The following is a 24,276-nucleotide window of genomic DNA, read 5'->3' as shown; positions in this document are numbered from 1 at the left end:
CTTATTGGTATATCCTGCTTATTTGGATGGTGGCAATTTTCAGTTAGCCCAGGAATTAAAGGTTTCATCGGAGACACCACCTACAATGATTGTCCAGGCTGAAGATGACAAGTCTTATATTAATAGTAGTCTTTTTTATTATTATGCATTGAAGGAAGCTGGGGTTCCTGCACGGATGCATTTATATAGTAATGGTGGTCATGGGTTTGGGTTACGTGATACAGGAGCCTCTGTTAATGAGTGGCCTGACAGAGCAGAAGATTGGTTTCACGAAATTAATATAATAGAATAGGGTTTATAGATGATATAATATGGAGATTTTTTGTATCTTTGTATTTGCAAACTAAGGGGCTGACCGGTTTTGACAGCGGGCAGAAGTGGTTTGTAAGCATGTAGTGCGTGGTTGGCTTGCACTTAAATCTCAGACAACGAACAATTAACTGGCGAAAACAATTACGCTCTCGCTGCTTAATCGAAGTATAGTAGATTAAAGCTTAATCCCTGCAATAGTTGCGGGGACGTGACATCACCCGGATGCTGTTGCTCCGAAGCGTTCCGATAAGGTGGTGCAGCAATATCGGAGATAGCGAGAAATAAGTCTCGGGTTTCTTGTGAAAGTTTAGAGAATAAGAATTAAGTGGGTGGCTTCGGTCTTGCTTAGTTCCGACAATGAAGGCGAAGATAAACATGTAGAAAGCAAATTAGTTCCTCGTTTGGACGAGAGTTCGAATCTCTCCAGCTCCACAAAGACTACTGATTATCAGTAGTCTTTGTTGTTTAGGGACTATTTCGGGGATTAAGCGTTTGTTTTAGCTGATTTTTTGTTGAATAATTTCATGGCTTCTCGCTTTGCCGAATCTGCAATGTCAATGTATGGCTTCATTGATTTGTAGTCGCTATGCCCAGTCCATTTCATAACAACCTCAGGTGAGATGCCAAGCATTAGTGCATTACATATGAACGTACGTCTCCCTGAATGTGTTCCGAGTAATTTGTATTTTGGATAAACTTCGTCTATTCGTTTTTTCCATATATAATAGGGATGGCACTATTGCTCAAGAAATAGGAAACGGAAGAATTGTCTTTGGTAATTTATATACCATAGATCCTCATGTTAAAGGGGAACTGTGGGTAGATGGAGATGTAGTAAAGAGATCAAATGGTTAAACAATAAATAATTAAAATCATGGCAAAGTAGTAAAAATCTGATTACGTCCAACCGACAAAGAGGAATCACCGATTAAGGTTTACCGGTTAGTTATTAATGCTTTGATGTATCAACCATCGATGCCTATTATAATCTGGTAAAATTTGTAATTATATGAAATGTCATTAAAATGTCATTATTTTTTTTGCTTTAAAAATCACTTAATCAGTTAATTTTGTTTAAAATTAAAAGTTTAAAAGCTTAAAACCCAATAATTGCAAAATAATATATTTCCTAACAATCATATTAATAAAATAGTAATTATGAAGAAAAAAATCGTAGGTTTAGTTTCCGTAAGTGCGATAACAATCGCGGGCTGGTATTTCAGCCAAAATAGTGAAGTTAAACTATCTGATTTGACATTGGATAATATTGAAGCATTAGCAGGTGGAGAAAGCGGGAGTGAATACCATTCGGCTTTTAAATATAATCCCATTTTAGATAGGAATATATGTAACGGACCAGGTAATGCTTGTTAAAGAAAAAAGAAATATTTCAGTTTAAACGTGAAGTTTATTTATATAAACGATAAAAAACATAAAGAGAGAGGTAAAATATCACCTCTCTTTTTTGTATTTCACGTATTATTGAAACATTATATTACAAAAAGATTAACTCATTTTCCCTTTTTACGAAGAATTATAAAAATAAGATACGAAATTAGCAATGACTTTTACAATTTAAAATGAATGTATATGAGTGAAATAAAAATGAATATGTGTAAATTACTAATTGTAATAGGATTAGTAATAGTTATAAATTCATGCCAAAAAGATACAGATAAAAAAAATATGGCAAATATTGATAATATAACTATATCAAATAATGATCCTCATATTTGCCTAGACAGTATAATAAAAGACATATCTTTTATTCCACTTCAAACTATTGATGATAATCTAATCGGATTTATATCCAATCTGGTATTTGCTGAAAACAGAATTATTGTAGGAGACAACATATCTTCAAAAGGCATATATTTGTTTGATTGTAAAGGGAACTTTCTCAATAAAGTTGGTAATATTGGGAATGGACCAGGTGAATATAATAATTTTACCTATATAACATTAACTCCTGACAAAAAATCAATTATTGTAATAGATGGAAATAATGGGAAAGCCTTATACTATGATCTTAATGGAAAGTATATTAAAGATCGTAATCTTCCTTTTAGAAGTGAAATTGTAGAACAATTTGGAGGGGATAAATGGATATTTACTAATACAGCTGGAGTTTACGATGGTAGTAAATCATTAGACAATACATTAGTTATAACTGATTCAAAAGGAGAAATTCTTAGTAGCAATTTTCCTAGTACATATAGAAAAGATTTTAATTTGGTAACTCATCCAAATCATTTAATGATAAATAATAAAGTCGTTTACTATAATCCAAATCTTTCAGATACTATTTACCAATTAGATAAGCACATTGTACCTCGTTATGCGATATCAGTAAAAGGTACAAACAGGCCATCACTTGAAGGAAACAATGCCATGCGAAATTATATTGATTATATTCAAAATTCAAAATGTTTCAATGGTGATTTTGTTGAACTAGACAAATATATATTTATCGGTCTTTTCCCAAATGGTACATATCCCTCTGTTTATACTAAATCAATGAAAAATTGTTATCAGATAAACGATGAATATGATCATACACAATATGCTTTCTTTAAAAATTATGATATTCTTAAAAGTATAGATTCAAAACATTTGGCAATTGGGACAAGTTCCGCCAATTATATTAGTCTATTGGAACAAATCGGCGTTTCTTCCATTGATTTTCCCGAAATCAATAAAGAAGACAATCCAATAATAATTGTGTATTCATTTTTCTAATATAATTATCAAAAAACTTATATTTTCATTCACATTGAATTAATATATAAGTTTTTTGATTTTACAACCATAAGCAAAAATGATTTGTCGGCTAAGAAATGTTGTTGACGAACTGGCCGATCTATTTTGGAAAAAAGTAGTCAGGTTATTGTTAACAAGTAGAAGTTTGACGTTTAAGTACCATTTAATGACTACTTAAACGTCAAACTATTTTTTTACTTTTCGTTCTGAAAAACTGTACTGGTGGTTTTGCCAATTATAGTCTAGGTGATTTTTATAAGATGATTCTGAATTTAGTTCTTATATATTTAATGTATGAGATAGATTGGTCCCCACGTTATAAAAATAAGGACTAAAAACGGTTCTTCCTTGTTCTTTTTATAGTATTTATTTTCATGCTTGCTCGCTGTATTTTTTGTATAATCAATGCGTTACTCTACTCCTTTCTGTTCCTTTCTTATTTTGTGGTTTTTTTATAGGCTTTTGCCAGTTGATGTGGCAAAACATCTGAGGTTTTAACATTGACAGTATTCCCTCTTTTCATGCAAATAATATTTTTTCGTTTTAGGGTTCTTTGCTCCATATCAAAAATAATGTTCGGATTAAAATGCTCTCCGTTGATACGGGTTTCAAAATGCAGATGTTCTGTTGTGGCTCTGCCTGTACGACCGGTTAATCCGATGGGATCACCTGCTTTTACATAGTCTCCGGACTGAACAAGATTTTTTGAGTTGTGACTATAAACTGTTTCCAACCCGTTAAAGTGTCGGATGACAATTACATTTCCATAAGCTGCAAATGGTTTTGCCATACGTACGACTCCGTCGAATGCTGCAACAATAGTGTCATTAGGGCAGGTTTTTATATCTGTACCCGAATGGCCTTTCCGCCGACCTCCATATGGCGATATCACTTTTCCATTTGGAAGAGGAAATGCGTATGCACCTTCAGGAATGATACTAAGATCGATGATTTCAGTATTGCTGTTTTTGAATAATTGAGGATCTTTTATGGCTATATAGCTTTTCTCCCGGAGAGAAAATGTTTCTGAAACTTTTCTTTGAGGTGGATGTATTTTAAGTATTTCAGGAGCCGGAGGCAGAACAATACTGAAATCTTTTATAGGTAAAGGGATGTTCTGTTCGGGAAAGTTAACCGATACGGGTATTTCTTTTTTTTGTTTTTTTTTGTTTGGTGTTGCACCATAAGTTGCTGTTGCAATCAGTAATGCTAATGCGAGTTTATATAGTATTTTTGCCATTTACAACTTTGTTAATAAAACAAAAGTAATAAAAAGCCGGCAGAGAATAGGCCTCTGCTAACTATTTTATAACTTATTTGGAATAATTATGGCCTTAAAAGTATGGAGAGAAAAAGAATCCGGATTTCTTCCGAGAGGAATTTTAAATTCTTTCGGAAGAAATCCGGATAGTATTATTTGGAAGAGAAAAGCGAACATGCAATCCCCATTTCTAGTCCACGTAACTCGGCCAGTCCGCGTAAGCGTCCAATGCAAGAGTAGCCAGGATTTGTTTTCTTTTTTAAGTCATCAATCATTTGATGACCATGATCCGGCCTCATTGCTATACTGCATTGGCGGCGTTGCTGGATGGTAAGTAGCGCTTTCATCACCTTATACATATCTACATCTCCTTCCAGATGATTCGCTTCATAGAAATTACCTTCCGGGTCACGTTTAGTACTACGGAAATGAACGAAATTGATCCGTTCGGCATATCGTTCTATCATGCCTGCCAAATCATTGTCACTTCGTACGCCAAATGACCCGGTGCATAAACATAGCCCATTGCTTGGATTAGGGACGGCTTCAATGAGTTTTTGAAAATCATCTTCAGTGCTTAAAATTCTAGGTAACCCTAAAATAGAAAAAGGAGGATCGTCTGGATGGATTACCAGACTTACGTTTGCTTCATCGGCTACCGGTGCAATTTCTTTTAGGAAATAGATTAAATTGGAACGGAGTTTTTCTGCAGTCACATTTTTATAACGGGATAATTCTTCGCGGAATTGCTCGATAGTGAAACTCTCTTCTGATCCGGGTAACCCGGCAATCATGTTACGGGTAAGAAGATGACGTTCGTCCTCACTCATGGACTCATATCGTATCCTGGCTATTTCTATTTCTTCGGAGGTATATTCTTGTTCTGCTTCGGGACGTTTAAGAATAAACAAGTCAAAAGCCATGAATGCTGCCCGTTCAAAACGAAGAGCTTTTGATCCATCTGGCATTGTATAAGCCAAGTCTGTACGTGTCCAGTCAAGGACGGGCATAAAGTTGTATGTAACTACTTTAATACCACATGCACCTAAATTTTTGACGCTTTGTTTGTAATTTTCTATGTAATGCTGAAAGTTCCCTGTTTGCGTTTTGATATGTTCGTGTACAGGAACACTTTCCACAACATCCCATTTTAACCCTGCTTCTTCAATGATCGCTTTCCGTTTTTTTATTTCTTCAATTGTCCATATTTCTCCGTTTGGGATATGATGGAGTGCGTTGACAATTCCGGAGGCACCCGCCTGACGAATGTCCCAGAGGCTGACCGGATCCTGAGGTCCGTACCAGCGCCAAGTTTGATTGCATAAATACATGAATTTCTTTTTTAGTGGTTTGAATTTACTCTTTTTTATTCTTTTCGTGGTTTATGATCGTATTTGTGGTTTATATGGAGAAGGCATCAAAACCTCCATCGACAATAGCAACAGTTCCGGTTACAAATTTAGAAGCTTCGCTGATAAGATACTGAATTGTTCCATAAAGTTCTTCAGGTTTACCCAAGCGACGGAAAGGCGTATGAGCAACTACCGACTCGGCACGCGAAGTGTAAGAACCATCCGGATTTGTCATCAACGTTCTGTTTTGTTCTGTTAGAAAAAAACCTGGAGCTATGGCGTTTACACGTATTCCTTCACCAAATTTTGAAGCTAATTCACCTGCCATGTATTTAGTCAGGTTCGTGATTGCAGCTTTAGCAGCTCCGTATCCAACTACACGAGTTAATGGGCGTAAAGCAGATTCGGAAGAGAAATTTACAATAGCTCCTTCTTTCTGTTTTGCCATAACTTCTGCAAAAACCATTGTCGGAAGTACGGTACCGAACAGGTTTAAATCAATAACTTTTCTGAAAGCTTCTATATCCAGATCGAAAATGGTTTTGTCTGGTGCAATAGTAGCTCCTGCCATATTACCTCCTGCTGCATTGAGCAAAACATCGATGCGTCCGTATTTGGATAGGATGTCTTTTTTGTTTTGTTCCAATACTTCTTTTTTCAGTACATCTGTCAGGAGGAAAGATGCTTCTCCTCCTTTTGCTTTGATTTCTGCAACAATTTGTTCGCCTACTTCTGCAGCACGATCCAAAATAATAATTTTAGCACCTTCTTCTGCTAAATGTCCGGCTATACCTCGTCCCAGGATACCGGCTCCTCCTGTAATAATAATGACTTTGTCTTTAATACAAAATAAATTTGCCATGTCCTTTTAATTTAAAGTGTGATAATCTCATATGTTTGTAATTTTAGTGGTTTCTATGTTTTTATGACTCCGTAGTGGTTCCTGTTAGTGTATTTAATTTGCGGAACGTATAACAATACATCATATATATCAATGGCATTGCGAAAAGAATCCCGATACCAAACAACAATATTCCAACGATCATAATACCGAGCATTGCCAACATTAACATAAATAATTGTCCTACTTGTCCCTGGGTTATTTCCCAACTTCGTTTTATCGAATCCATAAAACTTGCATCTTCTTCAACGATGAATGCTGCAAAAAATTGCAGACGCAAAGCTAAATAAATACCAGGAATAAGAAATACGAGACATCCGATAAATACAGCAATACCAACAATAATGCTGGCTGTGAAGTAAGTGAATATTTTACGGGCCTGTTGTCCGTATGCAGAAAACTGCGGTTCGATACCATCCAAAGTCTGGAATAAGTTTTTAATATATCCCATTGAAAAAATCAGAGAAATAATAATGCTGATGAAATTTACAATAATTTGTCCTGTTATTGATCCGCTGCTTGGCAATGCAAATATGCCTAACGTAAATGATAATATAAACATGCCAATAAGTAATCCAACTAATACCCAAATCTGGGATTTGGTGTATTTCCATGAAGTACTGAATACTTCGGAAATCATAAATTTTGCTTCCATAGATTATCTAGTTTTTATCTGTTTAAATGCAAATTTAAAATATATTATTGAATAAAGCAATTTTATATTTTATTTCGTAGATCAATTTGAACGAATAGATTTTCGATTTGTCAAAATGTGATATATGACTGATATCTAAATATAAAATAAAGCTATTTTTAAGAATAAAAGAATGTATAAACAATAAAAGATTCTACATTTGTACGTTTTTCTGAAAAATAGATGTCTAGTATATAACCAGAACCGATAAATTATGAAGTAATATGATTAAGGCAAGTTGATCAATTGAAATCTTATTTCATAGGTGTTTATTTAGGAATGAGCTTACATAGATAATCATAAAAAAGAGGGTAACTTCAATTTGAAGTTACCCTCTTTGGCTATATAATCAACGAGTTTGTTAATCGATTATAATGCACCAACTTCTTTTAAAGCTGCGTTTGTTGCGCGAACAGCAGCAGCGCTCTTTTCGAACAATGCTTTTTCGTCTGCAGTCAGGTCAAGTTCAACGATCTTTTCAACACCGTTGCGACCAATGATTGCCGGAACACCGATGCAAATATCGCTTTGTCCATATTCGCCATCCAAAGCAACGCAAGAAGGAATCATTTTCTTTTGGTTGTGAAGGATTGATTCTACTACAAAAGCTCCTGCAGCACCTGGTGCATACCATGCAGAAGTACCTAATAATTTAGTTAATGTAGCACCACCTACCATAGTAGAAGAAACTACTTCCTGTAATTTTTCAGCGCTCAATAATTTGCTAACAGGAATACCTTTGTATGTAGCCAGACGAGCTAATGGAATCATAGTTGTATCGCCATGACCACCGATTACCATACCTTCTACTTCGTTGGCATTGCAACCTAGAGCCTGAGACAGGAAATATTTGAAACGTGAGCTATCCAGAGCACCACCCATACCAATGATGCGGTTTTTAGCAACACCTAAAGATTTCAGTGACAAATAAGTCATTGTATCCATCGGGTTAGAGATAACAACCAAGATAGCATTTGGAGAATATTTCAGAATGTTCTGTGCAACGCTCTTAACGATACCAGCGTTAACACCGATCAGTTCTTCACGAGTCATACCCGGTTTACGAGGAATACCTGAAGTGATAACAACAACGTCAGAGTTTGCTGTTTTTTCGTAATCGTTTGTGCAACCTACAACTGTAGAATCGAAACCTAGTAGTTGAGCTGTCTGCATCATATCCATAGCTTTGCCTTCGGATACGCCTTCCTTAACATCAAGCATTACAACTTCGTCTGCCACTTCATTAAAGGCGAGAACATTTGCACAAGTAGCACCTACATTACCGGCGCCAACAACTGTTACTTTAGACATAATAATAAGTTTTATATGTTTTACTTATATAATAATACTTCCATCTCTCTTAAAAGCGAGACAAAGGTACAACCTATTACGAAATGAAGAAATATTTCCGTATATATTTTGCGGGGGCAGATTATTAATTATCGCTAAATGGGAAGGCGGATGGGCGGACTAAGCTATTTGCCCGATCCTCACCATCCGCCTATTGGTTTCTATACCGTCTTTAAGACGATCCCCGTCCGATCTATTGGATTTCGAGAACCGGGAAGTCTTTGCCGTAGACATACACCCACCTGATGCCTGTGTCTGCGCCTGCATTGGCGTTCAGGGCTTCGAGCAGGGTTGTTTCAGCCTCGCTTATCTGTGTGCTGAATTTTCCACTCTTATCAAATTGTGTTGATTTGTCAAAAGAAGAAAAAGAAACCTCTTTCCAATAATATCCGATAACCGCATTCGCTTCCGTTGTTTCTGTCGTTTTGATTACGGAATAACTGTTCTTGATCGTACCGCTGCCAGTGCCGCTTCCTGCGATGTTGACCGGGGTAGTTGCATCTCCCGTTTCCGAAACAAAGCAGTTGCTGATTGCGGCTCCTGCAAAACTTCCTGCAATACCGCCGATCGTGTTACCGGAAATTGTTCCGGTGAAGGAACATTGCGATATGGTTGTACCTGCGCCTGCTACGCCGACCAGGCCGCCGATTGTGCTGCCGGTGGATGTGACGGAACTTGTCCCTGCCACATGGCAGTTGGTCACGACCGCATTCGTGACGGTGTCGGCAAGAAGGGCGATGCCGTCTGCCGTCCCGTTTATCGAGCCGGAGAGGCGGAGGTTGCGGATGGTGTCGGAAGGGGTAGTTTCGTTTCCTACCGTCCCGAACAAACCGGCCGTTCCACTGATCCCGCTGATCGTATAACCCTGGCCGTCGAAAGTGCCGGTGAAGGGATAGCCGGCATTGCCGATGGAACCGAAGTCGGCAGGTACGGATATATTGTTGTATAACCGGATCGCCCTGACACCATCTACTGTTGTGCAGAGAGAGTCAGGTATCTCTCCGCCGTTGTTTATGGCATCCCTGAATATCTCTAATCCTTTTAGCGTATAGATACCTGCATGCGGCTGTCCGTAAACTGTTGTTTCGCCGTCCGGCCCGCTCCAGTTAGCAATCCAAGGGCCTACGCCTACACCGAAGTTTTCGGACAGGTCCATGGTGATGCGCATGTGTTCACCGGCTTGGAGTTCACCGTTGGTAAGATCGATATCCTTCAAAGTCCCATAATATTTATTGCCACTGTAGGTAATACAAAAATCACCGGCTGTAGCAAAGTCTGTACCCAAAGCCGATGTCAGCGGGGGCAGATAGATGAGCGAATAGGTTGCGCCACTGACTGTTTGCTTATCCAGATTACCGAATGAAACTGTCAGGGCATCTGTCACACCTTCAGCCTTCTTTGTTATACGCAAGGCGTTATCCCTGTCTTGCTCAGCCGTCCATTTCTGTGGGATAGCATAGAAAGTGATGGATATGGATTCCTGTGTGATGTCCTCATTGTTCCAATTACGTACGCGTATGCTTAATTTGCTTACTATATGCTTGAAAGGCAGGGTGACGGATGGGCTTTCCTCATATTTGGCCGTAGCTCTTGCGCTGATAAAAACTTCCAGCGGGGTAACGGATTTATCGTTCAGTTTGTCTTTCGCGGGATTAGTGTCACTCTTCTTATTACCCTCAACGAAATCGACCGTTCCCGAAGCAGGATTGTCGTCGTTGCCGCTACCCTCCATCGTTACCCCTGTCGGAGTCGTGTAGGCAATAAAGGGTATCTCGTTTTCTTTGTCCCCCCATTTCAGCTCTTCTGTGCCTTCAGCCGGAGTTCCGCTTTCTCCTATTTCCAATGTCCCTTTGTTACCGTTTTTGACGTGGTAAACAAGTGTTTTTACCTCTCCCTTATCATGTTTACGTACATAGATCCCGTTGATATAGGGGAGCGGGACGATTTCGCCTTTCTCGGCTCCTAACGCTTTGGAGGAAAGAACGGCGGATTCTTGCAGGGTGGAGGAGAACCGTATTTCGTTTTCCTCTCCTGTCACTGTTTGCTTACTCCACTCTTCCTGGCTGCACGCAGTGAGGAAGGTGATTGTACTGAATAAGCCGATTTTTGTTATGATGTTCATTTCTGTCTTTCTGTTTATAGTTTAACGAATATGATAAGGGAAACCATCTCCGTAGATGGCGGGGGTGGCGGTCCATTTGAGCCAGTCATTTTCTTCGTTACAATTGCTGTTTAATCCTTCAGCGGTAACCTTTCCTGTCTCTCCGATTTTGCCTCCGTTATTATGGCAGTTGGTTACTGTAACACTTGTCGTCGGCGCGAAGCTGCTATCTGTATTCTTGCAAAAACTGTTATTTACAGCATGTGAAGTACCACTTTCCACATAGCCGACAAAACCTCCGGTGAGGGTAGCCGATGTTTCTGCCTGGCTAAGCGTAAAGCTGTTCGTGATCGTAACGCCTTTGCCTGCATTCTCGAGGATGCCGACAAATCCTCCTGCCGTACCTGTCGCCGTTATTTTTCCTGTGGAAGAGCAGATGTCCAGTTTGCAATTTTTCGCCTTCCCGGCAAAACCGCCGGCAGTGCAGGAACCGGCATCTATAGCGCCGGTAGCCGTCGAATAAGAGATATTCTTTTCCACAAAGCCGATAAAACCGCCAATGGAAGATTCTGTCGCCGTGCTGCCGGACACTTCCACTGCTGTGTTGCACGAGCAGTGTTCGATTGTGCCATTGTCGCCGTTGGCTCCGGTAAACCCGCCGACATTGGCGGTTGCTGCCTCATTGACGGTTGCTTTAGCCGTGATGCCGCCTATTTCGCAGTGGGATGTCGCTCCTGCTATTTCTCCTGCAAATCCGCCGACAAAGGCTTTTGGTGTGCTTGTTGTAGCCGTGCTTGTCCCGGAGATCGTAGTAGCAGTTCCGGATACCCGGCAGTTTCTGATGGTGCCGGTGCTATAGCCGACCAGCGCACCAATATACAGTTTTTCGCTTTCGGTAGTAACTGCTATATTGTTATCGCTCCCGGCAAACATGATTTTGACATTGTCTATTGTCCCGTTGATGTTTTTGCCGACTAAAGCACCTGCATAGCTGAGCTTTTCATTAGTAGAAGTACAGCTTGCTTTTACTCCGTCCAGGACAATGTTCTTGATCGTCCCCTGGTTCTTGCCGAAGATGGCGAGGCAGATATCGCCATCGGAAGGAGCAGTGTTTTTATCTGTCACGTTATCATTGATCGTATTTGTGATATTTACATTCTTGATACGATGGTTGTTCCCCTGGAAGATAATGTTATCACTGATGTTGACCGGGGTAAACGCTTCGTTATCGAAATCTACATCTCTGATCTGGGCGACGACCCGGTTATTCCCTTCTTGGATTTGGATGAGTATTTGAGTTCCGTCGTTTAAAGTATAAGCTTTTCCGTCGCGAATGGCCGTCAGGTAGGCATTAATACCATCCGTACCTAATGTGACAGCCCCTTCACCCGTATTCCAGTCTTCCTCTTTCAGGCTTTCGTCTATGTAGTTGTCGGCAAGTTTTTTGATGTCCAGGTAGTAATGTTTTCCGGCCTCCAATGCTTGCGGGAGCGTGAAGGAGTGGTAAAGGGAGTTGTCCTGATGCAGCATGCGTAACTCGGTCTCTGTAGCCAGAGGGGGCAACAGGAATGTGAGTGTCTTGTTACCATCATTGCTTTCTACGATACCTTCGACAGGAGATGCCGTGTTGGAAAAAGCGGCTGTCAGCGTACTGTCTTCATTCAACGTGAATGTCAGATCTTTCGTTACTTTTCCTCCGGATATCTGGATTTTCTGCCCCTTCATGACATCCGTTTCGATACTCGTAAAGGTCAGCTTGCTGCAGATATGGTTGAACTGCAAGTGTATGGCACTGCCTACGGCTATATCGGTGTAGGTGGCTTTCAGCGGGTCTTTGCCATCCGTGATTACGCTTTTGCTCAATGTGGAAAGATCGAGCGGGCTATCACCTGTTTTCAGGGCGCTTGTCGTGCCCGGAATGTAGTAAGCCGTAAAAGTACCGGTCTTCGCGTTCCAAGGCCAGACAAGCGAGGTGTTGTCTGTCGCTTTCCAATCATTGCCGTCAAACTTCATGCAGGCATATTGGTTGGGAATGGAGACACTGGATTGGCTTGCTATCGGGGTGAAGGCAGCCGTGACATGGATGATATCCCCGTTATTGAAGTTCTCTTTTGTTTTGTCCGGCGCTTTGGTGGACGGACTGTCATCGGGTTTGTAGGCAAACAGTTGGATTTCTGTTCCGGTTGTTGCCGGTTGCCATTCTTCCTGGTCCGTACAGCTCTGGACGGACAACATGGCTGCTAACGTGAGCAGCCAAAAGCAATAGGAGTGGATTGTATGTTTCATTGTTGTTTTCTTAATTTTAGTTTGTTATTACCTGGCCGGTGGAAATGCCATCGTTTGTGGATGCTGTTCCGCTTCCGACTAAGATGCCGGCATTCGATCCCCCTTTCACCATTGCTGATGAGGAGCATTTCTCGACAGTCCCGCTGTTGCTCCCGGCAATGCCTCCGGCATTGGATGTGCCAACCACATAGGAAGCGCCTTCCACGTGGCAGTTGCTTATCTTTCCTCCGCTTTCAACGGTTCCGGCTATGGCACCGGTGTTCTTACTACCGTTTACACTGATGTTTTCAAGGCGAAGGTTCTCGACTGTGCCGCTTAGCGTACCGAAGAAGCCGGAATTATTGGCAGCACTGTTAATCCCTAACTTTATCCCTGTGATCGTATGTCCCTGTCCATCGAGTGTGTCTCCTGCTGCAAAGGCCGTGATGACAACGTCTTTTTCCCCCCACGTATTTTGGTCGATTGTTATATCTTTTAAAAGGCGGAAAGTCCAGTTGTTCTTGTCCTCGACTTGTGTGCCGTATTTGGATAATGTCTGTCCGTTTTTATCAGTTTCAGTGCCATTTCTGTAATCATTATATGCAGCCAGCCATGCTTCAAGATCGTCTAAGTTACTGATCCCTGCCGGTATTTCGATGTTGATTTCATCCTTGTCCCAAACCCGTATCTCTTCGGTTTCTATCACGGCCTTGTCGTCGCGCATCTTGGCGGTGACAAGATATTTGGTATTGCCTTTGTTGGGGCAGGTGTAAGGGATGGTGACCGTTACGCCTGCATTATTCGTTAATGTGATGGATTGGGTGGTACAACTGGTGTCTTCTTCTTTGTATTTCCCAACGGGGATTATGACATACCAGCAGGCTGCCTCTTTATACGTTCTATTTATTACATCCATGCTTTACCTGCCTCCGGCATACAGCCAACAAGCTGCAGTCAAAACGAATCTGCTTTACGATGCCACCTCCACAATCAGCTTGGGCGTGGAAGTCGGACTGGCCGAAAAATGGACGTTAGACATACTGGGGAATTACAATCCCTGGGAGTTTTCCAACGACCGCCAGTTAAAACATTATCTCATCCAGCCTGAAGCCCGCTACTGGCTGTGTGAAAAGTTCAACAAGCACTTTTTCGGCGTGCACGGCCATTTTGCACAATACAATGCCGGAGGGATCAAACTGCCTTTCGACATCGGCGAAAACGGATTCCAGAAATACCGCTACAAAGGCTGGTTGGCAGGCGCAGGCATATCCTACGGCTACCATTGGATACTGGACAAGCGGTGGAGCCTGGAAGCGTCCATCGGAGTGGGCTATGCTTATCTCGACTACGACAAGTACGAGATGTGCGAAACCTGCAAAAAAAAGAAACGCGACGAAGTGAAGCATTACTTCGGCCCCACACGTGCGGCAATCTCTGTAATATACATTATTAAATAGGAAAGGGAAAGACTATGACAACGATAAAATACTTACATATGGCAGCCCTGCTCCTGGGAAGTACATGTATTTGCGCCCAGCAAAAGCAGGTATACAACAACGGCATACTTGTCACGCAGCATGCCTTCCGGCAGCAGGGCGACTCCCTGCTGATAGACATCGAACTGGATCTGAACAACCTCGAACTCTCTTCAGGGCGTGCATTGACGCTCACGCCTGTCCTGAACGGAAAGGAAACCGGACAGCCGTTGCCGGGCATCCTCCTGAACGGGCGCAACCGCCACAAGGTATTCGTCCGCAACGTTTCGCTTGGAAAAGCGGATCCCGGCTCCTACTATACCGTTGTCAGGATGACCGGCAAGCAAGACAAGACAGTCCGCTACCGCCAGAGCCTCCCGTACGCCCCCTGGATGGCTGAAAGTCGCCTGACACTGAACGAAGACCTGTGCGGATGTGGCGGACATACGGCAGAGGCCGCACAAGACGAACTGTTTGCGATAGTCCCGCCCGTACAGGAGAAGGAGTACAGCGTACAGCCTATGTACTGCTACGTTGTTCCCGCACCCGAAAACATAAAGAAAAGAACTGAGCTGCGGGATGTTTTTCTGCATTTCCCGGTAAACAAGGTCGTGATCTATCCGGACTATTTCGACAACAAGGCCGAACTGGACCGGACCGAAGAAATGATCGGTAAAATCAATTCCGACGGCAACCTCCATATCCAAAAGGTCGTCATACGCGGTTATGCCTCTCCGGAAGGCAGCGTGCCGTCTAACTGCCGCCTGTCCGAAGGACGCGCCGCCGCACTGAAAAACTACCTCGCCCCCCGTATCAAAGGCGACAAACTGCCGATGAGTTCCGAAAGCGGATGCGAAGACTGGGAAGGCACCATCAAGCTGCTTGCCGCATCCGACTTGCCGGGGCGCGACGCCTTGCTGGAAGCGATTCGCCGGGGTGACCGCTCGGACCGGGCCGAACAAGCGCTCCGCACCATCGACGGCGGCGTTCCTTATGCCCGGATGCTGAAAGAGATATATCCGAAAGTACGCCGGGTGGTCTGCTCGGTCGACTATACCGTACGCGAATTTACCGTAGAAGAAGGACGCAAGCTGATCAAAAGCCGGCCGGAACTGCTGAGTCTGAACGAAATGTACCAGGTAGCCGACTCGTATCCAGAAAACAGCCCGGAATTTGCCGAAGCCATACAGACAGCCGTCCGGGTCTACCCGCGGGAAGAAGCAGCCCTGATCAACGCCGCCACCGTTGCTTTGCAACAGGGAGAGCACGACCGTGCAGAGGGATACCTCAGACAAGCCGGGACTACCGGCCAGGCTTACCTGAACACATACGGTGTATGGCTCATGCTGAACGGAGACTGCACGGAAGCGGAAACCTGTTTCCGGAAAGCCGCCGAAGCCGGTTCGGAAGCTGCCGCCCACAACCTGGAAGAATTAGCAAAGAAATGCGCGAAAACCAACAATAGCAACAAATAAGCAAAATATGAATAAAATACGCATCTATACGGCGACCCTCCTCCTTGCCCTCACCGGGTTTATGAGTTCATGCATCATGCACGACGAACTGGAGGATTGCCCGCAGAACAAACAACTGAGAGTGAAAGCGACCATCGAAGCGGATGGAAGCGGTGGAAGCAACATCGCCTGGCCGGCAGGAAGCATAATCGGCGTTACGGTATTCAATGCCGGGACAAACGATTGCTTCGGAGACAATTTCGACAAGAGATACGACGTCTCCGACACGAATACCGGCGATTGCGATCCGGGCAAGGCAGACGACCCGATCTACCTGCCCGACGATGGCAGCATGAGCGACGCCATCGCCTATTATCCTTACTCCACGCCGTTCGACCGCACCCTCATGACCTCCCTGTCGATTGCCGACCAGTCCGTCCCCGACTCGCTGGATCTGATCACTTCCGACCGGGAATGCAGCATCCGGCCGGATGCCGAGCTGGTCCACCTGAAGTTTTACCGCCGCCTGACAAAGGTGATATTCAACATCACCCTGATAGCGGTTGCAGCCGACGGCACGGAAACAATCATCAATGAAAGGCTTCCGGGAACACGCCTCGACATCAACGGCCTGCCCGTCGATGCCAGCTATTTCCTGCCCGACAACCAGTTGACGACCGGCAACGCGACGCAACTCATCCACACCGCCATTAACAAAGAGGGGACCAAAGCAGCCGCTATCGTCTTTCCCCGCACACCGGACGAAGGCGTCAGCTTCATCGTCACCCTCCCCGACGGCACCCAAAAGACCTTCTACATGGATCCCGAACTGGAATTGACTGCAGGCATGGAGAACGTGTTCGACCTGGTGATCAAGATAAAGGGAGGAGAAAACCCCGATCCGGCACCCGATCCCAAACCGGAAATACACAAAGTGACATACGAACTGCAAGGCATACCAAGCAGGGACATACATGTAGGACGCGGCGAACCTGAACAAAAATGGCTTTCAAGCTCTGCCATCGACGCGGAAGAAGGTTCGGACTTCGTCTTCCGTATCTCGGACATAGATCCCGGCAAGTACGACCTGACCACCCTCCGCGTGACGGTCAACAACGTAAACGTCAAGCTGACAAATGGCTCCTACACCATCCGAAACATCACGGAAAACAAGCATATCGTGATCCGGATAGAAGAAATAGATATCCCCGTCCCGCCCGCCCCTGTCTATACCGTGACATACGAACTGATAGGGACTTTCAATGAAGGCGATATCCTGCTGACCAACACGGCGGATGCGGACGATCAGGCAGCGTGGTTACCGACCGAAGCGGTCCGCGTAAGAAGCGGCAACAGCAACACATTCGGAATGACACTGAGAGAAGGCATCACCGCCGAATGGACATCCAACGTAACCACCGGAAACCAGGCGGACACGGAACATACATTCGCAAACATCCGGCAGAACATACATATCAAGATATACCGTGTCTTCAAAGTCACGCTGGAATACAGCGACGGCCTGAGTGTCAACAAAGACGATGTAACCACTGTCGAAGAGGGCAAGGATTACACCGGCCTGAAGCCGATGTTCGACAAGACGGTCTATGACGAAACGACTCTTACCGTTACGGTAGACGGAACACCGGTTGCGGCCGAAACTGACGAGACTTACCAAATCCCGAGCATCACATCCGACAAGCACATCGTGGTCAGCATCAAGCCATTGACACCGACAGACGCAGATCAACCTGATGAAATAATCTCTGCCAGCGTACATGTCTGGGACGACTATTACACGATCGACGGCGGAACAATCACCCCGAATAAAAAATAACGACACATGAAAAGAAAATATCTGTATATAAGCCTGACAGTAGCGAGCCTGATGACGGCTTGCTCTGCCGAGAGTTTCACCGATCCGGGAATCCAGCCGGGCGAAGACGCTCTCCTGCAAATGAACCTCAAGTCGGAAACGGCAGCCGACGGGTATGTCCCATTCGCAACGGGGGACAAAATCCGCCTCCACTTCGCATACAGCAACCTGCACGAAACTCCCTGGTGGCATCAGGGCGTGTACACGTTCCTGGAAAGCGGCACTGTCGATACCAAATGGACACCGACAGCGCCCCAAAAGGACGCTGACGAAACAAAACTAAAAGACGCGTCCATCTACCTGAAGCATATCAAAAAGGGGAACGACGGGAAACAATATTATTTCACAGCCACCTCGTGTCCCGAACCTTATGTCGGTACGGACTCAACCCGCTACCAAGTATCGGCAGACCAGACAAAAACTGACAGCATTAAAAAAAGCGATTTCCTTATCGCCCGTGCTGTACGCATTGGCGATGCCTGGAAAACAGAGGGCCTGCACCTTCACTTCCGGCATGTCCTGAGCCAGCTGGTGGTCAAAATCATCCTGCCGAAGGGTAATACGAATGATGGTTTCTTTCCGGATCCTAAAAATATAGCGTGCACAGCAACTATCAATGACAGGCAGATCGGCTATAAAGTCACCTATAATAAGGAAAAAGGAGAGCAAGCGATTTTGGATATCAGCCAAGAAACTGGTGATAAGACTACCGGATCCATTCAAATGTATAAATGGAGCGAGGTAAAAGACACCACCACCGCGAGCGGGGGCACAGCCGCCTGCCATACCTTCCAGGCAATCCTTCCGAGCCAGTCCATGCAACAGAGCGGTACAGCACCTTTGTTATCGTTTAATATAGGTGGCAAGGATTATTCATACAACCCGGCAGAACTCAACACGATCACGCTTGCCCAGGAAAAGATCACGACGGTTATCCTAACCGTATTATCAGGAGCCGGCGCATCCAAAGTCGAGCTAAGCGCAGTGAATATAGAAGATTGGAAAACGGACAAGGCCCACATCGGCGAACTGATAGAGCAATAATAAAAAGAAGATCGATATGAAAATAAAGAATTACATAACAGGAGGAATCGTTTCGATGCTGCTGCTTCCGGGATGCACGAACGAAATAGCCGTCACCCCGGATACAAGCAACGGCGAAGTGCTGTTCACGGCTACGCTGGACGACGGTGCATTCGCAACAAAGGCAACCCCCACTGCCGCACCTGCCGGCACCTACTACTTAGGATATACAACAAGCAAGGACACCGTTAGCGCGGTAACGGTAACCGGAAGTGAAGGTGCGGTTTCCGGCACCGGCATCTACTGGATGAATGTAGCCCTCACGAATAATAATAAATCTGCATTCTCATTATCCAATGTGAAAAGGGAAAATGACCAGGATATCATTCCGGAAGACAGGGATATCCTTTGGGCTAAAAGCGAAAAGAAAAAAGGCGAGAAACTCGATTTCACCCTGAAACACCTGATGGCACAAACCAAGGTTACGATCAAGGTTCCGGATAATTGGGAAGATAACATCACCGAGGTTTCGTTGGTAAACATGCAGAACGACATCAAATTCGACCGCAAGGCAGGTAAAGCCGACGCCGCAGGCGATAAGACAACCATAACACTTTCTCCTCTTGCTGACGGAAAATACGGTTCGATACTTCCACCGCAAGACCGCCAGGACAAAATGGTACTGAAAGTGGAAACTGAACAAGGGAAAATTTACCAACGTCCACTGCCAGGGTCTATGGATGAATTGACAGAAGGTGGCACATGGGCCGGAATCACCTTGAGATTCCGTGCAGGCTACATACTGGAAATTACCGCCGAGATCAAAGAAAGTCTGGACTTCACCATCTTCTTCACCGGCGCAACATTGCAGGACTGGAACTACATCGGCACTTCCACCATCCCGGCACGCCCCGTAGGCATCTATACGCCAGGCGACCTGAAACAGTGGATCGAGGACTATAATGCGGTGAAAAAAGGCACAAAGGAATCGTATGTATTAAACAAGTACGGAGCACTTTCAGAAGGGAAGTGGACATTTTACCTGAGAAGAAATATCGATGCAAGCAGCATTGACGGGACTGTTAAAATCGCTGATTTTACAGATACGTTGACGCAACAGAGTTCCGGTACTTACAAAATCAGCGGTAAATCACAAAGTGACCTGTTAACAATTGGAACAAACGGCACAGTCGCTGATAATATATTTGCTACAAATAATAATCCATAATATTTATGTACACATTCATTAAAAACAACATATTTCCCGCCCTGCTGCTGCTCGCAATAAGCACGGCATGCACCCAGGACGAAAACTATCCGGTTAACAGCGGTGCTCCGGCGGAAATTGTCGGCACGATAGGAGATGTACCGGCAGAAACAAAAGCGACACTACGGACGGATGATAACATCTCTTATTCAGGATTCGAGAGTGACGATGCAGTCGGCTTCTTTGCTAAAGGCGGATTGAAGGCTAAAAACGAGAAGCTAATATATAAGAGTGGCTCTTTCCTCTCTGACAAAGGAAAGGATCTGCAATGGTTTGACGGCGATGCGACAGGTATCGTTTCTTATTATCCTTATTCTACAGATTCGAATGCGGTAGACATCTGGCGAGATGCTGAAACCGGCAAGACATGGAAAGAAGGTTTCAACGACTTCCTTATTGCGACAAACAACCGGGTTGCCAACGGCACACTCGTAAGTTTAGGTTATAAACATACATTTGCCATACTGATGATTAAACGGGGATATGGTTTCAACACCCAGACCAGTGATGAAGATATAAAAGTAACCCTCAACGCAAAAGTCGGTAAAACAGGAAAGTTCAGTAATGGGACATTGACATTGGTAAAAGACGAGAGTGACGGCGTTCAGGAATTGACTGCAAATAAAGGAACTAAAAATCGCTTCATATATATTAGAATAAATATTTGTTATCGGCAAGTGAATTGTAAATTTCCGGGATGCAAAGTTAATTGTGGAGGACTTGTGCCAACATTTGTGTTTTAGGCGAATTGCAAGGGTGTATTAAGCAAATTGCAATTTTTGATATTTTGATAATCCTTGAAATTCAAAATTTGTCGTAAGTTTGTGAATATTGGTTTGAATGTATGGACAGGATATTTGTTGAATAATTGTAAGGATAATGAAAAACCGAAATAAAGTGCTGGTCATTGATGACAGTGAAGAGGATCGATTTTATTTGAAAGTTTTATTAGCTGATAATTATCAGCTAATCCTCGCCGTTAACGGCGAGGAAGGAATCGATATTGCCCTGAAAGAACATCCGGATTTGATACTTTGTGATGTGATGATGCCTGGAGTTGATGGCTTGGTTTGTTGCCGGAAACTGAAAAGCCAGTTAGAGACATCGCATATCCCTGTGTTGATGCTTACGGCAAAAGCGGAAGAAGAGGATATTGTAAAAGGTTTGGAGGCTGGTGTTGATGACTATCTGAGTAAACCGTTCAATCCTGAAATCCTGAAAAATAAAATCGCCGGTTACATCCAGAATCGTGTTCTCTTGAAGAAAAGTTACACAAAGCAACTGCTGATTCATAATGAAGAAGAGGATTATCCGGATAGAGGGGTGGAGGAGAAAAAAAGGTTTATCTCTCACCTTGTTAAACTTATAGAAGAAAATTTGTCAGATAAGAACTTTAAAGTGAAGGATTTGGCTGATTGTGTGAACATGAGCCAAACTACGTTATACCGGAAAGTAAAACTGATCACGGCATTAAGCGTTATCGAACTGATCCGTAATGTCCGTTTAAAAAGAGCTGCTGTATTGCTTAAATGCCATAGATACTCTATACAAGAAGTTTCCGAAATGGTAGGCTATAATGATATCCCAACATTCCGGAAACATTTTACTGAATTTTTCGGGAAAGTCCCCTCTGCTTATGCTAAATAAATAATTTATTCTACATACAAAACCAATCCTTTCAGATATTCGCCTTCCGGGTGATATATATTAACCGGATGGTCGGCTGGTTGGGTAAGCTGGTGTAAAATGCGTACGCTTCGTCCTGATTGAGCAGCAGCACTGAATACTGCTAGCCGGAAGTTCTCTTTGCTTACTACCTGTGAGCATGAGAAGGTAAACAGGATACCTCCGGGCTTGATCTTCTCGAATGCGATGGCATTTAGCTTGCGGTAGCCTTGCAAAGCATTTCGTAATACATTTTTGTGTTTGGCAAAGGCGGGAGGGTCAAGGATAATCAAGTCATAGTTGCTTCCCATCTTTTCAAGGTATTTGAAAGCATCTTCCGCATATGCATCATGCCTTGTATCTCCGGGGAAATTCAGCTCTACATTTTTCTTTGTCAGACTAATAGCTTTTGCCGAACTGTCTACCGAGTGAACTACTTTTGCTCCTCCGCGCATGGCATAGAAAGAAAAGCCTCCTGTATAGCAGAACATATTTAATACGGAACGGTCTTTGGAATAATGTTCCAGCAAAGAACGGTTTTCGCGCTGGTCTACAAAAAATCCTGTTTTCTGTCCTTTTTGCCAGTCAACACAGAACTTTAATCCGTTCTCCAGTGCAATATCTTCTACTTCTCCACCATATAAATACCCGTCTTCGCTATCCAGGTTCGCTTTAAATGGCAGGGTGGCTTCCGATTTATAATAGATATTTTGTAGAGTGTCTCCAAGCACAGTTTTTAATGCTTCTGCAATTTGATGGCGTGCATAGTGCATACCAACCGAATGGGCTTGCATAACAGCCGTATGTGCATACATATCTATTACCAATCCAGGCAGATTATCTCCTTCGCCATGAATCAAACGGTATGTGTTGTTGTTTTCCGTACCGGCTAATCTTAACGACTTACGGAGAGTATATGCAATGCGGATGCGTTCTGTCCAGAAATCTGTATTGACTGTAGCAGGCTTAAATGATAAAATACGCACGGCTATACTTCCTATCTGGTAATGACCGACTGCCAAAAAGCGCTGGTTTTGTCCGTAAACTTCTACCAGATCACCTTCTTCGGGCTTTCCTTCTATAGACTGGATTGCACCTGAAAATACCCATGGGTGGAAGCGCAATAGCGATTCTTCTTTCTTTGGTTTCAGAAAAACTTTACAATAATTCATCTATGCTTGATTCAATAAGTTATATATTTGGAGACATGCCCATGCATCTAATGATGCATATTTTTTTTGCGATTCAGTAAGAACATCTGCTTCCCAATTAGTCAGCCGTTGCCCTTTAGATATCTTTTTCTTGAATAAAATGGCATATATTTTTTGCAGGCTGGCATCTTCTATGCCGAATTTCACTACGTATTTCTGCAAATCCAGAAAGTTTACCGGCTCTGCATTTGTACGTTTATGCAGGGCGGCAAAATCATCCCTGAGGGAAAGGCCTATTTTCATCACATTGTTGTTCTGTATAAAATCGACCAGCGATTTAGGTATATCAATCCGGTTTAGCCGGAATAGAAAACATGTGTCTTCGGTTGATATCTGCATCAGTGATATTTTATAATGTTGCCCTTTCTTAAAGCTGGGACGTGTCTCGGTATCGAATCCGACTTTCGGGCATTTTGACAAATATTCAACGGCTTTATCGGTGTCCTTTTCCGTATCTATTATAAAAATCCGGCCTTTAAATTCTTCTATAGGAAGGATGGCTATATCTTCTTTTTTTATTGTATGTGTGTATTGTTGTATCATTCGTTGTTGTTCTTTTCCAGATTTTCTTCGTCATCATAGCGTACAGCATGGAGTGCTTTCAAGGCATTCAATAGCTGTTGCCCCCAATATTCACGAAAATTTGTACGGCATAAGGCAATTGCGTTTTGCATGACTTCTTCGTTCCCCTGGCGGAAAAGCGAGATGAAATTTCCGGTGTCCTGGTATACATCGGCTAGATTTTCGGAAATGAAAGCTGCTATCGGAGCATCGCTATATTGCATATCCGGATGGAAAGTTTCCAGATAAGTATCTTTGTCTCCAAGCAAGTTGGCTATTTGGTTGCGTACGGATTCGTACATATCTTCGGTAACAGAAAATTCCAGTTCTGCCTCGTCGTCTGCTTCGACATCCGGTAAAAGGGATGCTTTCAGGTATAATAAGGGCAACATCTTTACCGATTTGTCTACAAATTCATACAAATCACGTTGTCCGGCGGTTTCAACGAAGGAACAAAATTCTAGTGCTACAGTGACAAATTCCAGCGTATTCCGTTCGTATATAGGATTATTTTCTTTCTCTTTTTCCATTTTTGTTTCTATAGTTTCCTACGATAACAGTTTGCAAAAATAGCAAATATTGTGATACTTTTAGGCAAACCGTTCGTATATTTGTACTTGAATGAAAGTACGGTTGATAACTGTCGGCCAAGCGGCCGACAATTGTCAACCGTATGGCTGATAATTATTAACCGTATGGTTGACAATTATCAACTTATATTTTCTATGCTACCATTTGAGGTAGAGCA

Annotated in this window: 21 protein-coding genes, 1 other RNA gene and 1 pseudogene (1 of these 23 cut by a window edge); 11 read left to right on the top strand and 12 right to left on the bottom strand. The window is 43.3% G+C overall.

Annotated elements, in window-relative coordinates; translation table 11 throughout:
* Both ACYIB7_RS11435 and ssrA read left to right on the top strand, forming a co-directional pair.
* Positions 1 to 292: the 3' portion of an alpha/beta hydrolase gene (locus ACYIB7_RS11435; RefSeq protein WP_103984131.1), read on the top strand. It extends 590 nt beyond the left edge of the window; only the last 292 of its 882 coding nucleotides appear in the window; the start codon falls outside the window, past its left edge; it ends in the stop codon at positions 290 to 292.
* Positions 293 to 347: 55 nt separating this feature from the next.
* Positions 348 to 747: a transfer-messenger RNA gene (gene ssrA, locus ACYIB7_RS11430) on the top strand.
* 49 nt (positions 748 to 796) lie between these two features.
* Here the strand turns inward: ssrA and ACYIB7_RS11425 are convergent.
* Positions 797 to 1,039: pseudogene (locus ACYIB7_RS11425) on the bottom strand (site-specific integrase); the annotation flags it as partial.
* 431 nt (positions 1,040 to 1,470) lie between these two features.
* On the opposite strand from ACYIB7_RS11425, the gene ACYIB7_RS11420 reads away from it, so the two are divergent.
* Both ACYIB7_RS11420 and ACYIB7_RS11415 read left to right on the top strand, forming a co-directional pair.
* On the top strand, positions 1,471 to 1,686 hold the full coding sequence (locus ACYIB7_RS11420; RefSeq protein WP_103984132.1) for an NVEALA domain-containing protein: 216 nt from the start codon (positions 1,471 to 1,473) through the stop codon (positions 1,684 to 1,686).
* A gap of 216 nt (positions 1,687 to 1,902) precedes the next feature.
* Positions 1,903 to 3,051: a 6-bladed beta-propeller gene (locus ACYIB7_RS11415; protein ID WP_158228538.1), complete on the top strand. Its 1,149-nt coding sequence runs from the start codon at positions 1,903 to 1,905 to the stop codon at positions 3,049 to 3,051.
* A 457-nt stretch (positions 3,052 to 3,508) separates the two neighbouring features.
* Here ACYIB7_RS11415 and ACYIB7_RS11410 read toward each other — a convergent pair whose 3' ends face one another.
* The 8 genes from ACYIB7_RS11410 to ACYIB7_RS11375 form a co-directional block, all read right to left on the bottom strand.
* Positions 3,509 to 4,303, bottom strand: coding sequence for a M23 family metallopeptidase (locus tag ACYIB7_RS11410; RefSeq protein WP_480338475.1), 795 nt, complete (start codon positions 4,301 to 4,303; stop codon positions 3,509 to 3,511).
* A 182-nt stretch (positions 4,304 to 4,485) separates the two neighbouring features.
* Positions 4,486 to 5,664: a mannonate dehydratase gene (gene uxuA, locus ACYIB7_RS11405; RefSeq protein WP_480337122.1), complete on the bottom strand. Its 1,179-nt coding sequence runs from the start codon at positions 5,662 to 5,664 to the stop codon at positions 4,486 to 4,488.
* A 70-nt stretch (positions 5,665 to 5,734) separates the two neighbouring features.
* Entirely contained in the window at positions 5,735 to 6,547 is an 813-nt protein-coding gene (locus tag ACYIB7_RS11400; RefSeq protein WP_099465807.1) for an SDR family oxidoreductase, read from the bottom strand.
* Between the two features lie 61 nt (positions 6,548 to 6,608).
* Positions 6,609 to 7,241 (bottom strand): DUF7847 domain-containing protein, encoded by a 633-nt coding sequence (locus ACYIB7_RS11395; protein ID WP_480337120.1) that lies wholly within the window; start codon positions 7,239 to 7,241, stop codon positions 6,609 to 6,611.
* 408 nt (positions 7,242 to 7,649) lie between these two features.
* Positions 7,650 to 8,591: a malate dehydrogenase gene (gene mdh, locus ACYIB7_RS11390; RefSeq protein ID WP_099465814.1), complete on the bottom strand. Its 942-nt coding sequence runs from the start codon at positions 8,589 to 8,591 to the stop codon at positions 7,650 to 7,652.
* A gap of 232 nt (positions 8,592 to 8,823) precedes the next feature.
* The gene (locus ACYIB7_RS11385; protein WP_480337118.1) at positions 8,824 to 10,752 is read right to left on the bottom strand and encodes a fimbrillin family protein; all 1,929 of its coding nucleotides are present in this window, start codon (positions 10,750 to 10,752) and stop codon (positions 8,824 to 8,826) included.
* Positions 10,753 to 10,773: 21 nt separating this feature from the next.
* Entirely contained in the window at positions 10,774 to 13,017 is a 2,244-nt protein-coding gene (locus ACYIB7_RS11380) for a fimbrillin family protein (RefSeq protein ID WP_480337117.1), read from the bottom strand.
* A 16-nt stretch (positions 13,018 to 13,033) separates the two neighbouring features.
* The gene (locus ACYIB7_RS11375) at positions 13,034 to 13,912 is read right to left on the bottom strand and encodes a hypothetical protein (RefSeq protein WP_480337116.1); all 879 of its coding nucleotides are present in this window, start codon (positions 13,910 to 13,912) and stop codon (positions 13,034 to 13,036) included.
* Here ACYIB7_RS11375 and ACYIB7_RS11370 point away from each other — a divergent pair.
* The 7 genes from ACYIB7_RS11370 to ACYIB7_RS11340 all read left to right on the top strand — a co-directional run bounded on the left by ACYIB7_RS11370 (position 13,863) and on the right by ACYIB7_RS11340 (position 21,738).
* Complete coding sequence (locus tag ACYIB7_RS11370; RefSeq protein WP_480337114.1) at positions 13,863 to 14,453, top strand: DUF3575 domain-containing protein; 591 nt, start codon at positions 13,863 to 13,865, stop codon at positions 14,451 to 14,453. The two genes, ACYIB7_RS11375 and ACYIB7_RS11370, sit on opposite strands and share 50 nt — an antisense overlap.
* A 14-nt stretch (positions 14,454 to 14,467) precedes the next feature.
* A complete protein-coding gene (locus ACYIB7_RS11365; RefSeq protein WP_480337113.1) occupies positions 14,468 to 15,946 on the top strand; it encodes a DUF3868 domain-containing protein in 1,479 nt (492 codons plus the stop codon).
* A 7-nt stretch (positions 15,947 to 15,953) separates the two neighbouring features.
* On the top strand, positions 15,954 to 17,762 hold the full coding sequence (locus ACYIB7_RS11360) for a fimbrillin family protein (protein ID WP_480337111.1): 1,809 nt from the start codon (positions 15,954 to 15,956) through the stop codon (positions 17,760 to 17,762).
* Positions 17,763 to 17,768: 6 nt separating this feature from the next.
* Complete coding sequence (locus ACYIB7_RS11355; RefSeq protein ID WP_480337109.1) at positions 17,769 to 18,845, top strand: fimbrillin family protein; 1,077 nt, start codon at positions 17,769 to 17,771, stop codon at positions 18,843 to 18,845.
* A gap of 16 nt (positions 18,846 to 18,861) precedes the next feature.
* Entirely contained in the window at positions 18,862 to 20,052 is a 1,191-nt protein-coding gene (locus ACYIB7_RS11350; protein WP_480337107.1) for a fimbrillin family protein, read from the top strand.
* A gap of 5 nt (positions 20,053 to 20,057) precedes the next feature.
* Positions 20,058 to 20,834 carry a fimbrillin family protein gene (locus ACYIB7_RS11345; protein WP_480337105.1) on the top strand — a complete coding sequence of 259 codons (777 nt, stop codon included), beginning with the start codon at positions 20,058 to 20,060 and terminating at the stop codon, positions 20,832 to 20,834.
* Between the two features lie 136 nt (positions 20,835 to 20,970).
* Complete coding sequence (locus ACYIB7_RS11340) at positions 20,971 to 21,738, top strand: response regulator (RefSeq protein WP_480337103.1); 768 nt, start codon at positions 20,971 to 20,973, stop codon at positions 21,736 to 21,738.
* A gap of 5 nt (positions 21,739 to 21,743) precedes the next feature.
* On the opposite strand, the gene ACYIB7_RS11335 is transcribed toward ACYIB7_RS11340, so the two are convergent.
* From ACYIB7_RS11335 to ACYIB7_RS11325, 3 genes are read right to left on the bottom strand one after another with little or no spacing between them, the layout of a single operon-like run.
* Positions 21,744 to 22,928 carry a class I SAM-dependent rRNA methyltransferase gene (locus tag ACYIB7_RS11335; protein ID WP_099465817.1) on the bottom strand — a complete coding sequence of 395 codons (1,185 nt, stop codon included), beginning with the start codon at positions 22,926 to 22,928 and terminating at the stop codon, positions 21,744 to 21,746.
* Positions 22,929 to 23,510: a 3'-5' exonuclease gene (locus ACYIB7_RS11330; protein ID WP_480337101.1), complete on the bottom strand. Its 582-nt coding sequence runs from the start codon at positions 23,508 to 23,510 to the stop codon at positions 22,929 to 22,931. It lies immediately after the preceding gene.
* Positions 23,507 to 24,058 carry a DUF5063 domain-containing protein gene (locus tag ACYIB7_RS11325; protein ID WP_099465819.1) on the bottom strand — a complete coding sequence of 184 codons (552 nt, stop codon included), beginning with the start codon at positions 24,056 to 24,058 and terminating at the stop codon, positions 23,507 to 23,509. The genes ACYIB7_RS11330 and ACYIB7_RS11325 overlap by 4 nt, the downstream gene beginning before the upstream one ends.
* Positions 24,059 to 24,276: the final 218 nt, after the last annotated feature.

The sequence above is a fragment of the Parabacteroides sp. KHUB-03 genome, assembly GCF_056640975.1.
The sequence above is the reverse complement of the archived record's forward strand: the minus strand, read 5'-3'. Positions and strand labels throughout refer to the sequence as shown.

Coding starts and splice junctions, on each gene's coding strand:
- ACYIB7_RS11420 (WP_103984132.1), top strand. CDS start 1,471: ATGAAGAAAAAAATCGTAGGTTTAGTTTCCGTAAGTGCGATAACAATC.
- ACYIB7_RS11415 (WP_158228538.1), top strand. CDS start 1,903: ATGAGTGAAATAAAAATGAATATGTGTAAATTACTAATTGTAATAGGA.
- uxuA (WP_480337122.1), bottom strand. CDS start 5,664: ATGTATTTATGCAATCAAACTTGGCGCTGGTACGGACCTCAGGATCCG.
- ACYIB7_RS11400 (WP_099465807.1), bottom strand. CDS start 6,547: ATGGCAAATTTATTTTGTATTAAAGACAAAGTCATTATTATTACAGGA.
- ACYIB7_RS11395 (WP_480337120.1), bottom strand. CDS start 7,241: ATGGAAGCAAAATTTATGATTTCCGAAGTATTCAGTACTTCATGGAAA.
- mdh (WP_099465814.1), bottom strand. CDS start 8,591: ATGTCTAAAGTAACAGTTGTTGGCGCCGGTAATGTAGGTGCTACTTGT.
- ACYIB7_RS11385 (WP_480337118.1), bottom strand. CDS start 10,752: ATGAACATCATAACAAAAATCGGCTTATTCAGTACAATCACCTTCCTC.
- ACYIB7_RS11380 (WP_480337117.1), bottom strand. CDS start 13,017: ATGAAACATACAATCCACTCCTATTGCTTTTGGCTGCTCACGTTAGCA.
- ACYIB7_RS11370 (WP_480337114.1), top strand. CDS start 13,863: ATGACATACCAGCAGGCTGCCTCTTTATACGTTCTATTTATTACATCC.
- ACYIB7_RS11375 (WP_480337116.1), bottom strand. CDS start 13,912: ATGGATGTAATAAATAGAACGTATAAAGAGGCAGCCTGCTGGTATGTC.
- ACYIB7_RS11365 (WP_480337113.1), top strand. CDS start 14,468: ATGACAACGATAAAATACTTACATATGGCAGCCCTGCTCCTGGGAAGT.
- ACYIB7_RS11360 (WP_480337111.1), top strand. CDS start 15,954: ATGAATAAAATACGCATCTATACGGCGACCCTCCTCCTTGCCCTCACC.
- ACYIB7_RS11355 (WP_480337109.1), top strand. CDS start 17,769: ATGAAAAGAAAATATCTGTATATAAGCCTGACAGTAGCGAGCCTGATG.
- ACYIB7_RS11350 (WP_480337107.1), top strand. CDS start 18,862: ATGAAAATAAAGAATTACATAACAGGAGGAATCGTTTCGATGCTGCTG.
- ACYIB7_RS11345 (WP_480337105.1), top strand. CDS start 20,058: ATGTACACATTCATTAAAAACAACATATTTCCCGCCCTGCTGCTGCTC.
- ACYIB7_RS11340 (WP_480337103.1), top strand. CDS start 20,971: ATGAAAAACCGAAATAAAGTGCTGGTCATTGATGACAGTGAAGAGGAT.
- ACYIB7_RS11335 (WP_099465817.1), bottom strand. CDS start 22,928: ATGAATTATTGTAAAGTTTTTCTGAAACCAAAGAAAGAAGAATCGCTA.
- ACYIB7_RS11330 (WP_480337101.1), bottom strand. CDS start 23,510: ATGATACAACAATACACACATACAATAAAAAAAGAAGATATAGCCATC.
- ACYIB7_RS11325 (WP_099465819.1), bottom strand. CDS start 24,058: ATGGAAAAAGAGAAAGAAAATAATCCTATATACGAACGGAATACGCTG.